At 58.2% G+C, this 12172-nt stretch carries 3 protein-coding genes and 2 rRNA genes (1 of these 5 running past the window's edge); all 5 read right to left on the reverse strand.

The window, feature by feature from the left end:
- Positions 1–75: 75 nt before the first annotated feature.
- Positions 76–2172: an exodeoxyribonuclease V subunit alpha gene (gene recD / locus ACYZT5_RS20800; protein ID WP_462047195.1), complete on the reverse strand. Its 2097-nt coding sequence runs from the start codon at positions 2170–2172 to the stop codon at positions 76–78.
- Positions 2169–5855: an exodeoxyribonuclease V subunit beta gene (gene recB, locus ACYZT5_RS20805; protein ID WP_462047196.1), complete on the reverse strand. Its 3687-nt coding sequence runs from the start codon at positions 5853–5855 to the stop codon at positions 2169–2171. Before recB ends, recD begins: the two co-directional genes overlap by 4 nt.
- Positions 5855–9304, reverse strand: a complete 3450-nt coding sequence (gene recC / locus ACYZT5_RS20810; protein WP_462047197.1) for an exodeoxyribonuclease V subunit gamma — start codon at positions 9302–9304, stop codon at positions 5855–5857. The genes recB and recC overlap by 1 nt, the downstream gene beginning before the upstream one ends.
- Before the next feature lie 156 nt (positions 9305–9460).
- Positions 9461–9576, reverse strand: a 5S ribosomal RNA gene (rrf, locus tag ACYZT5_RS20815).
- Between the two features lie 160 nt (positions 9577–9736).
- A 23S ribosomal RNA gene (locus tag ACYZT5_RS20820) occupies positions 9737–12172 on the reverse strand (it continues 456 nt past the right edge of the window).

Consider the following 12172-nt stretch of genomic DNA (forward strand, 5'->3'; position numbering starts at 1 on the left):
ACACCAGCGAGGCCGCGCACTACGGCACTTCGGACAGTTTCCGTCGTCTGACGCCGTCCCTTTCAATGACGTGTTTCAACACCCCTCTTCCAGTTCCAGCATCAACCCGCTCAAGCGCTTGACCTTGCGCCGCACCGCCTCTTCGAATACGCCGGGACGAGGCTCGATCAGGGTGAACCAGTTTTTGGCCCGGGTAATCCCGGTATAGATCAGCTCCTTGGTGAGTACAGGGTTCAGGGCATCCGGCAGAATCAATGCGGTGTGGGCAAATTCCGAGCCCTGGGATTTGTGCACCGTCATCGCGTACACGGTTTCGACATCATTGAGCCGGCTCGGCAGAACAAACCGTACGCCGCCCTGACCATCATTGCGCGGGAACGCCACACGCAACACCTGCTTCCCTGCCTCCGGCCCATCACGTTCCGGTAGTTTAAGCGCAATGCCAATGTCGCCGTTCATCAAACCCAGACCATAATCGTTGCGGGTCATCAGCACCGGCCGACCTTCGTACCACTGCTGGTCGCTGTCGATCAGCCGAGCCTTGAGCAGCGCCGCGGTCACGCGTTGATTCAAACCTTCCACGCCCCACGGCCCTTTGCGTACGGCGCATAACAACTGGAAGGCGTCGAAAGCTTGCAACACCTGCCGAGCCCAATCGGTCCAGCAGGGATCATTCAGCGTGTTGTCGAGCGGTGGTCGCAGGTTGCGCAAGAGACTCAGGTAATGCCGATAACCCTGCGGTCCATCGCCATGACCCTCAAGCAGCAAGCGTTCCAACGCCCGGTCCTGCTCTCCCTTGAGGGACAGGGAAAACACGTCGTCATGACTTCGAGCCGCCAACAACTTTCGAGCTTCCTCGGGTTTCTGCTGGTTGACCCAACGAGCCAGTTGACCGATGCCGCTGCCCTCGCCGAACCGGCGTGAATGACGCAGCATCACCACTTGCTGGGCCAGGGGATGTGTCCCTTGGGTGTCTTCCTGCAAACCGCTGGCATCCAGGCTTTCGCCACTGACAGCTTGCAGCCACAGGCGAGTCTGTGGGCTGTACCAACCGGCCTCGGCGTCGCGGCACAGGTCGCCCAGAACGGCGCCGGCCTCCACCGATGCCAGTTGATCCTTGTCACCGAGCAGCACCAGGCGGGCATGGGCCGGCATCGCATCGAGCAGATTGGCCATCATTTCCAGATCGATCATCGAAGCTTCATCCACCACCAGCACATCCAGTGGCAAGCGATTACCGGCGTGGTGACGGAAGTGTCGAGTACCGGGGCGACTGCCGAGCAACCGGTGAACGGTGGTGACGTCTGACGGGATCTTCACCCGTACGGCTTCATCGATTTCCAGGGTCCTGACCTGCTGGCTGATGGACTCCGTCAGTCGGGCAGCTGCCTTGCCGGTGGGTGCCGCGAGACGGATGCGCAACGGCTTGCCCGCCTCGACCGCCGGCGCCTGGAGCAACGCCAGCAAACGCACGACCGTCGTCGTCTTGCCGGTCCCCGGGCCGCCGGTGATGATGCTGAAGGCGCTGCGGGTAGCGAGGGCACAGGCGAGTTTCTGCCAGTCGATCACTTCGCCGGGCTTTGCTTGGCCGAACAAACGGGTGAGGCGGTGGGACAAATCATCCGGCGTGATTTCGTGTTCCGCCAGGCGTTGGCGCAGCGAGTTGTCGATACGCCGTTCATAAGCCCAGTAGCGACGCAGGTACAGGCGTTTGCCCGATAACACCAATGGCCGATGCTGCGCCACCTCACGGCCGTCGGCCGCCAATGCGACCAGACTGCTGGAGGCCAGGACCTTGCACCAATGGGCACCGTCCAGCGCCTCAAGCAATTGCGACGGCAGCAACATCGCACCACTTTGCAGATCGCCTTCCGGTGGCAGCGACAGGGCGAAGTCCGGCTCCTTGAGCGTCTCGAATACATCCAGGCACACATGACCGTGGCCCAGTTGATGACTGGCCAACGCGGCGGCCAGCAGCACCAGCGGATCGTCGCTGGGAGCAAGTTCATGAAGAAAAGCGACGAAGGCTTTGTCCAGCGCTCGCAGCCAGCCGCGCTCAACCCAGCGTGTCAGCAATAGCAGCAAATCATCGGCGCGACTCAACGGCGCCAGATCGGCCAGGCTTTCGGCTGTCAACGAAGTGGGCAGCAAATCAGCGAAGGTGCGACTCATAGCAAAACTCCCTGTTCCCAGGCGGGTTCGGCCTTGGGTTCTGGCTTACCCTGGAACAGCCGGTCCAGACGCTCGATCAGCGCTCTTGGAGGACGGGCGAAATACACGCCTTGGCTGGGCGCGCGCGTACCGCGCAGAAACAGGTACAGCGCACCACCGACATGCCGGTCGTAATCGTAATCGGCAAGTCGCGCCTTGAGCTGGCGATGCAGGGCCAACAGGTACAGCACGTATTGCAGGTCGTAACGGTTGTCGAGAATCGACTGCTCCATGGCCTGCTCGGTGTAGGCCGCGTCATCGACGCCCAGCCAGTTGGATTTGTAGTCGGCAACGTAGTAGCGGCCGTCGTGCTCGAACGTCAGGTCGATGAAGCCTTTGAACATGCCATTGAGCAACACCGGCTCGGCAGCCACCCGGGCGACGCCGTTGTGGGTGTATTGGCGCACCAGTTCATCGAGCTTGAGTACATCGACCTTGTGGCTGGCGAACCAGAACTCCATCTCGACCCGGTACTGGGTCAGTTGCGCAAATACCACGGGGGCCTGCCCGCCGCCGATAGGCAGCGGGGACGCTAGCAGGTGCTGCAGCCAGTCGCTCAGGGCGGTTATCCAGCCCTCCCAGCCACGGCGGTTGCAGCGACGGGCAATAGCGTCTTCCACCGCTTGCGGGGTGGCGGCAAAACCTTCGTCACCGGCCCATTCGAGCAAACCATGGAGAAAGGTGCCGGGGTTCGGGCCACGAGGGAATCGATGGATATCAGCGCCGCCGGCCACCACTTCTCGTGGTGCTTGCGGATCGAGGCGTTCATCGTCGAAGAGCTTTTGCGCTTGCGGACTCTCCGGCGCTTCATCAGTGCCCACGCTCATGCTGTCGCCAATGCGCAAGGCGCTGTAGGAGGCGATCCACCAGTTTTCGCTGGCCTTGCGTTTGGGTATCAACGGAGCACGCAACGTCGCATCGTTGTGCGGTGGATGGTAGTGCTCGACGGTCGCTTCAGGCATTTCACCGTAGCTCAGCGCTGCACAATCCTGCTGCAGGTCTTCCAGCCAACGCTTCAAACCTGTCGACTCGGCCAATGGTGCACCGCCGCCCAGCAGATAGCCCAATGCAGAAAGATGCAGCACCGAGCTGTTGTTATTGCCGCGCTTGAGATCAGTCGCTCCGAGCCAGCAGGCGTGTTGCGCCCGGGTCAGGGCCACGTAAAGCAAGCGCAGATCCTCGGCAAGACGCTCATCATCCGCCTGAACAATCAACTCGGCCGTCGGCTTCAAGGTCACTTGGGCCTTGCCCGTGGCGTCGTGGTAATGCAACGGCAGGCGGCTGCCATCCACCGGTTTCGCCGAACAAATGAACGGCAGGAACACCAAGGGATACTCAAGCCCCTTGGACTTGTGAATGGTCACGACTTTGACCAGTTGTTCGTCGCTCTCCAGACGCAGGATCTGTTCTTCGCCGGCCTGGCCGGACAACGCCAGATGCTCGGACAAATGACGGATCAGCGCTTGCTCACCATCGAGTTCGGCGGCCGCCTGTTGCAGCAACTCGGACAGGTGCAGCAAATTGGTCAGCACCCGCTCGCCGTCACTGCGCGCGATCAATGTCTGAGGCAGCTGGAAGTCATGCAGCAACCGCCGCAGCATGGGCAACACGCCCTGCTTGCGCCAGAGCTCGCGATAGCTGCGGAACTGCATGACCCGCGCTTCCCAGGCCAGTTCGTCCTGATTGAGCCGTTCCAGTTCAGCCAGCGACAGGTTCAGCGTGATGCAGGCCAACGCGGCTCGCAGTGGACGCTCGACATCCGGTTCGGCGCAGGCCTTGAGCCAGGTCAGCAGATCGTGGGCCTCCTGGGCGGCAAACACCGAATCCTTGTCCGACAGATAGACGCTGCGCACGCCACGAGCGGAGAGTTCGCCGCGCACGGCTTGAGCCTCTTTGCCGTCGCGCACCAGGATCGCGATGTCCGCTGGCAGCAGCCCTCTGAAGTCCTTGCCGTCCTGTATGAAACCCGCGCGACCTTGTTGCCCGCCGTTGAGCAAAGCGGTGATTTCACTGGCGCAAGTGGCGGCCAGTTGTTGTCGGTAAACCGTGCCGGACAATGGCTGCTCGGCGGACAAATGCCAAATGTTCAGGGCGGGCACAACCTGACCGTCGATGTGCAGAACTTCTTTGCGTCCCTGGGATTCGACGGGCAGGAAGGGCACCGGGTTCTCGCCATTCTTTTCACGAAACAGGAAGGCGCCGCGTCCGGTCTCGCGAGACTCGGCACGTTCGAACACATGGTTTACCGCACTGACCATGCCATGACTTGAACGGAAATTGGTGCCCAGGGTATGCAGACGGCCAGCGGTGGCCTGGCGAGCGCGCAGATAGGTATAGATGTCGGCACCGCGGAAAGCGTAGATCGCTTGCTTCGGATCGCCGATCAGGAACAGACCGCATTCGGGATTGTTATCTTCGATGCGATAGATGCTCTCGAAAATCCGGTACTGCACCGGGTCGGTGTCCTGGAACTCGTCGATCAACGCCACCGGGAACTGCTCGCGGATCAAGGTTGCCAGGCGCTCGCCGCCATCGGACTGGAGGGCGGCATCGAGCCGTAGCAGCATGTCATCAAAGCCCATTTCCGCGCGGCGACGCTTTTCTTCCTCGAACCGTGTACCGACCCACTGGGCGGCGTGCTGCAACACGACGGCATCAGGAGTCGGCAATCCATCGAGACTGATCTTGAGGCCGGGCATGGCATCCAGTCCCGGATGACGGGGTACTTCGCCCTTCCAGGCTTCAGCCATCCCCTCGGGAGTCAGGCGCGTGAATCCGGTGCCGATATCCAATTGTTCAAGGGATTCGTCTTCAGCCCAGGCCCTGATCTTTTCGAACCAGGGTTCGAAGTAGCGTGCCTGCATTTTTCGACCGTCGACACTCTTGCTGGCGACACCCTGGTGACAGATGGCAAGTAATTCGTCCGCCCACTGGCGCCAGGGCATCTTGAGTTCGAGCAAGGCAGCACGCCGCTCTTGCAGACACTCCGTGATCAGTTCGGCAGGTTCTTTACCTTCAACACTGTCTCGCTCACTGGCGAACAAGCCACGCACTCGCGGCAGCAATGCCGCCGGACCGCCCCAATTGCCGCGCACCCAGTTCAGCGCATCACCTTGCATCGGGTAACAGAACCGCCGCCAGTAGTCGCGCAGGACCTCGCCCAGCAAATCGCTGTGATCGGTTTCCAGGGTCTGTGTAAACAGGCTGCCACTGTCGAACGCGTGCTCGCGCAACATGCGCTGGCACCAACTGTGGATAGTTGAAACTGCCGCCTCGTCCATCCACTGCGCGGCGATGTCCAAGCGGTTTGCGCACCCGGGCCACTGCTCGGGAAGGTACTCCGCACGAAGCTCCGCGATAAGGCTATCGGGCACCGGTGTTTCATCGCGAAAAAAACGCGCAGCTTCAGCTAGACGTGTGCGGATACGTTCGCGCAATTCTTTGGTCGCGGCATCGGTGAACGTCACAACGAGGATTTGCGGCGGCAACAGCTCACGTCCGAAGCCACTCGACTCTGCGCCGTGACCAAGGACCAACCGCAGATAAAGCGCAGAAATGGTGAAGGTCTTGCCAGTCCCGGCGCTCGCCTCGATCAGTTGGCTGCCGAGCAGGGGAAATGCCAAGGCCAGAGGTTTAGTGGTCATCAGCGCGCCTCCTCGCTATTCAATGAACGCCAAGGCGCTTCAAGCAGCGGCCGATACAATGCGTTGCACCAATCCGGAAACGTTTCGTCTGCGGTAAGCGTGTCGTAGTCGGCGAACTGCCGTGCGAGTGCCGGGCTTTCGCGACGCTCGCCGTCGGTGGTCAGTCCATCGCCCTCATAAGCCTTGCGAGCTGCGGCTTGGGCTTTGACCGGATCAGTTTGACCAAGCCATGCGAAGCCTGTCTTCACCGCAATCGGCAGTGGTTGACGCATCCCTGTTTGCCAAGCCATTAACAGGTCGCCCAGAATCCGCAAGGCTGCATCCTCCTCCATCGGACCGAGCAGCAGACTGTCGTCACTGGCCACCAACGCGGTGGTCATCGCCATCCCACTGGCGCAAGCAACCAGATGATTGACCCATGGCCGCGTCAGCCGATGCCATTTACGAGACTTGATCGAGCCGATGCTGTTGGGGATTGTAGTGACTGACAGCAAACCGCCGTCTGCACGTTGATGCAGGCCACTGAGCCAACCTTCCAGACGCAGCCCCTGCAACTGCAGATTCACTGGCAAAGCGTTGGTGAGCGGCGTTGGCCATAACGCCAAAAGCTGCTGGTAACGCTGCAGCAGATCCGGCAACGGCTCAATCAACTCTCGCTGAAGGCATTCGCCGAATCCGGCCATGGGCAGGAGGCCACTGTTTTGCAGACGTTTTGCCTGTGCTTCCAGTACCTGGTCGGTGCTATCCGGATGTCCCAGCGCCGCGTCGAGCAAGCTGTCGCTGAGGCTGTAACGCTGCAACGCGTCGAGTACAAATGGCTCTTCATCAGCCAAGGGCACTTCAGCCGCTTCGAAGTAAACCTTCAGTCGCTGACTGAAGAAATGCCGCACAGGATTACGCAAGAAATCCTGCAGTTGACCGAGACTCAGCGGCTCCTCCTGAACGTAGGGATCAAGGACCTCGATATCAGTCACTTGCGCAAGGGTGTGATGAAGTACCTGCCACTCATTCGCGTAGCTGAACAGGTCATCGCCTTCATGGAAGTAGCGGGCACTGAAGGGTTGCAGTGGATGTTCCTGAGTGATGGCCTCAAGCAGATCTTCGTCGACATCATGCAATCGCCAACCGCTGGCCAGATGGTCTCGTAATTGGCCAATCAGTACTGACGCGGGGCGCTCACTGTTATCGCGAATGCTGCGGCCGACCCAGCTGATATAGAGTTGGTCACGTGCCGACAACAGGGCCTCCAACAGCAGATAGCGGTCATCTTCGCGTCGGGAGCGATCGCCAGGACGGTAATCACTGCCCATGAGGTCGAAGTCCAGTGGCGGTTGTGCACGTGGGTAGTCCCCGTCATTCATGCCCAGCAGGCAGACCAGTTTGAACGGGATCGCTCGCATGGGCATCAAGGTGCAGAAATTAACCGCACCGGCCAGAAAACGCTGGGACAAACGGCCCTGGTCCAGGCCGGCGAGCCAGGCTTCACGGACCACGGTCAACGGCAGTTCATCATGCAAGCCAACTGACTCGCACGTCTCAAGCCAGGTTTCACGCAGCTCTTCAAGTTGGGCCAACACGTAGTCGTCATGCTCGTTACTGGCCTGGAAGAACAACTGAACCAGTGCATGCAATCGAAAGCCCCATTGTTTGGGAGCTGCGGGTTGAGAGAGTTCCTGGTGGGCAATCTCCAATGCATCCAGCAGCGCGACCAAAGGCCCAATGAGCGCGGCATCCAGACCACCGATCTCGTCGTAGGGTTCGATACCCTCGCAGGCACTGGCACTGCCCACGGCATAACCGAGCAGCATCCGTCGCAGGCCGAAACGCCAACTGTTTTGTTCCAGCTCCTGCGGCAGACCGAGACCCGCGCGCTGCTCGGCATTCATGCCCCAGCGGATTCCTGCTCCTTCGATCCAACGGTGCAGGGTCGGCAGATCACGCTCCTCTACACCGAAGCGAGCGCGTAGAGCAGGAACGTCCAGCAGATCGAGGATCTCGCTCACGGGGAAACGGCTGTCGGGCAGTTTGAGCAGATGCTCGATAGCAATCAGTAGCGGATCACGGCCGCGTTGTCCTTGATCTGCAAGCGTGAAGGGAATGAAACGCGGGTCGTGGCGTTCAAGCTGAGCAAATACCGCACGAATATGGGGTGCGTAGCTGTCGATGTCAGGGACCATCACGATCACATCGCGAGGCCTTAAGTCCGGATCAGCACTGAAGCGTGCAAGCAACTGGTCGTGGAGAATCTCCACTTCGCGCTGGGCACTATGGGCGATGTGAAAACGGATCGATTCGTCGTTCGCCGGATCGACGGCCGGCCAGCGCTCGCGAGTCTCGTTCAAGGGACGCAACTCAAGAATGTCGTCCTGCAATTGATTGAGCATGTTCTGTGGCTGGCTGTCGCTGAACAGGTCGATACGACCATCGCGGAATGCCGAGCGATAGCTGTTGGGATCGTCGTAGCTGTCGAGCAGATTGATGTAGTCCCGCCCCTGCTTACCCCATGCCGCCAGTAGCGGATGGGCATGCTGATGGAGGGTTTGTGGATCAAGCACAACCGGCATTCCGCTCTTGCGAGCCTGACGCTTGTACTGATGCCGCAACAGATCTTTATCGGCGACGATGTCTGCCCAATGGTGACGACACGGGTTATGTACGCAAAGCAGAACCTGGCTGAACCGGGCCAGTCCCGCCAGTGCTTCCAGGGCTTGAGCGGGCAGTGAAGAAATCCCGAAAACGATCACCCGTGAAGGCAATCCGCTGGGGGCTACGTCGAGGCTGTTGATGCGCTCGATAAACCGTTGATGGACGCCGGCTCGGCTTTGCGCCATGCCTTGTTCACCCACATCCAGCAACAGCGCGCGCCACAACTCTGCCTGCCAGCAGTTAGCCGGGGTAAGCGGTTTGGTTTCGCCTCTGCCATTTCGTAATTGATGACGACCTTCTGCCCAGTCTTCAAGCCAGTCGGCCCGATACACCTGGTATTGGTCAAACAAATCCGCCAGCCGCTCGGCCAACTGATAGCGTTTGCGTAAATCGGTGTCATGGGTAAGGAAACGCTGCAGCGGTTCGAAGTGCGGTTGATTGATCAACTGCGGAAGCAGGCGCATCAGACGCCAGGTCAAGGGAGCTTTATCGAGCAGGGATTTGACCGGGATTTCGTCACGTCCAAGCACCATGCGATAGAGCTGCCACATGAAGCTACCCGGCAACTGCACGTCGATGGCTGCGGCGATTCCGCAGCCACCCATGTCGTCATCTTCGGGGTCTTCCGCCAGTGCCAGCTTCAGCCATTGGGCGATGCCGTTACTCTGTACCAGGGCAATTTCATTTTCCAAGGGAGCCAGCGGGTAACGCCGCATCCAGCTGACCACCAGGCTGCGCAACTCGTCCAGGCGGTTGCCGTGAACCACCATAAAACCAGCACTGAGGGACGTCGCGTCCGGCATAAAGGCTTCCTTGGAAAAATACAAAAGCTAGGGCCGAACCTTAGCATTGTCGGGAGACTGTGACAGCCGGGAGCCGTCGGGTATTGCTGTGAGAACTTTCCTGCGGACAAAACAAAACCCCTACCTGCATACGCAGATAGGGGTTTCGGAATTTAATCTTGACGATGACCTACTCTCACATGGGGAAACCCCACACTACCATCGGCGATGCATCGTTTCACTGCTGAGTTCGGGATGGGATCAGGTGGTTCCAATGCTCTATGGTCGTCAAGAAATTCGGTAGCCAGGTCGTGGGCCTTTGCAGGTTCACGTTCCAGCGAATGGGTATGCAATAGATTTGTGTGTTGGTGTTGCTGCGAACTTTCGGTTCATTGCGTCTTCACACACCGCAATCTGGTGCTCTTTCGAGTCAACAAATTGCTTGGGTGTTATATGGTCAAGCCTCACGGGCAATTAGTATTGGTTAGCTCAACGCCTCACAGCGCTTACACACCCAACCTATCAACGTCGTAGTCTTCGACGGCCCTTCAGGGGACTCAAGGTCCCAGTGAGATCTCATCTTGAGGCTAGTTTCCCGCTTAGATGCTTTCAGCGGTTATCTATTCCGAACATAGCTACCCGGCAATGCCACTGGCGTGACAACCGGAACACCAGAGGTTCGTCCACTCCGGTCCTCTCGTACTAGGAGCAGCCCCTCTCAAATCTCAAACGTCCACGGCAGATAGGGACCGAACTGTCTCACGACGTTCTAAACCCAGCTCGCGTACCACTTTAAATGGCGAACAGCCATACCCTTGGGACCGGCTTCAGCCCCAGGATGTGATGAGCCGACATCGAGGTGCCAAACACCGCCGTCGATATGAACTCTTGGGCGGTATCAGCCTGTTATCCCCGGAGTACCTTTTATCCGTTGAGCGATGGCCCTTCCATACAGAACCACCGGATCACTAAGACCTACTTTCGTACCTGCTCGACGTGTCTGTCTCGCAGTCAAGCGCGCTTTTGCCTTTATACTCTACGACCGATTTCCGACCGGTCTGAGCGCACCTTCGTACTCCTCCGTTACTCTTTAGGAGGAGACCGCCCCAGTCAAACTACCCACCATACACTGTCCTCGATCCGGATAACGGACCTGAGTTAGAACCTCAAAGTTGCCAGGGTGGTATTTCAAGGTTGGCTCCACGCGAACTGGCGTCCACGCTTCAAAGCCTCCCACCTATCCTACACAAGCAAATTCAAAGTCCAGTGCAAAGCTATAGTAAAGGTTCACGGGGTCTTTCCGTCTAGCCGCGGATACACTGCATCTTCACAGCGATTTCAATTTCACTGAGTCTCGGGTGGAGACAGCGCCGCCATCGTTACGCCATTCGTGCAGGTCGGAACTTACCCGACAAGGAATTTCGCTACCTTAGGACCGTTATAGTTACGGCCGCCGTTTACCGGGGCTTCGATCAAGAGCTTCGCGTTAGCTAACCCCATCAATTAACCTTCCGGCACCGGGCAGGCGTCACACCCTATACGTCCACTTTCGTGTTTGCAGAGTGCTGTGTTTTTAATAAACAGTCGCAGCGGCCTGGTATCTTCGACCGGCATGGGCTTACGCAGTAAATGCTTCACCCTCACCGGCGCACCTTCTCCCGAAGTTACGGTGCCATTTTGCCTAGTTCCTTCACCCGAGTTCTCTCAAGCGCCTTGGTATTCTCTACCCAACCACCTGTGTCGGTTTGGGGTACGGTTCCTGGTTACCTGAAGCTTAGAAGCTTTTCTTGGAAGCATGGCATCAACCACTTCGTCACCCAAAGGGTAACTCGTCATCAGCTCTCGGCCTTAGAATCCCGGATTTACCTAAGATTCCAGCCTACCACCTTAAACTTGGACAACCAACGCCAAGCTGGCCTAGCCTTCTCCGTCCCTCCATCGCAATAACCAGAAGTACAGGAATATTAACCTGTTTTCCATCGACTACGCTTTTCAGCCTCGCCTTAGGGACCGACTAACCCTGCGTCGATTAACGTTGCGCAGGAAACCTTGGTCTTTCGGCGTGGGTGTTTTTCACACCCATTGTCGTTACTCATGTCAGCATTCGCACTTCTGATACCTCCAGCAAGCTTCTCAACTCACCTTCACAGGCTTACAGAACGCTCCTCTACCGCATCACCTAAGTGATACCCGTAGCTTCGGTGTATGGTTTGAGCCCCGTTACATCTTCCGCGCAGGCCGACTCGACTAGTGAGCTATTACGCTTTCTTTAAAGGGTGGCTGCTTCTAAGCCAACCTCCTAGCTGTCTAAGCCTTCCCACATCGTTTCCCACTTAACCATAACTTTGGGACCTTAGCTGACGGTCTGGGTTGTTTCCCTTTTCACGACGGACGTTAGCACCCGCCGTGTGTCTCCCATGCTCGGCACTTGTAGGTATTCGGAGTTTGCATCGGTTTGGTAAGTCGGGATGACCCCCTAGCCGAAACAGTGCTCTACCCCCTACAGTGATACATGAGGCGCTACCTAAATAGCTTTCGAGGAGAACCAGCTATCTCCGAGCTTGATTAGCCTTTCACTCCGATCCACAGGTCATCCGCTAACTTTTCAACGGTAGTCGGTTCGGTCCTCCAGTTAGTGTTACCCAACCTTCAACCTGCCCATGGATAGATCGCCCGGTTTCGGGTCTATTCCCAGCGACTAGACGCCCTATTAAGACTCGCTTTCGCTACGCCTCCCCTATTCGGTTAAGCTCGCCACTGAAAATAAGTCGCTGACCCATTATACAAAAGGTACGCAGTCACCCAACAAAGTGGGCTCCCACTGCTTGTACGCATACGGTTTCAGGATCTATTTCACTCCCCTCTCCGGGGTTCTTTTCGCCTTTCCCT

This window comes from Pseudomonas sp. LB3P14 (assembly GCF_054898045.1).

Bases quoted from the DNA above. Each gene is read 5' to 3' on its own strand.
- recD (WP_462047195.1), bottom strand. From the start codon at position 2,172: ATGAGTCGCACCTTCGCTGATTTGCTGCCCACTTCGTTGACAGCCGAA.
- recC (WP_462047197.1), bottom strand. From the start codon at position 9,304: ATGCCGGACGCGACGTCCCTCAGTGCTGGTTTTATGGTGGTTCACGGC.
- recB (WP_462047196.1), bottom strand. From the start codon at position 5,855: ATGACCACTAAACCTCTGGCCTTGGCATTTCCCCTGCTCGGCAGCCAA.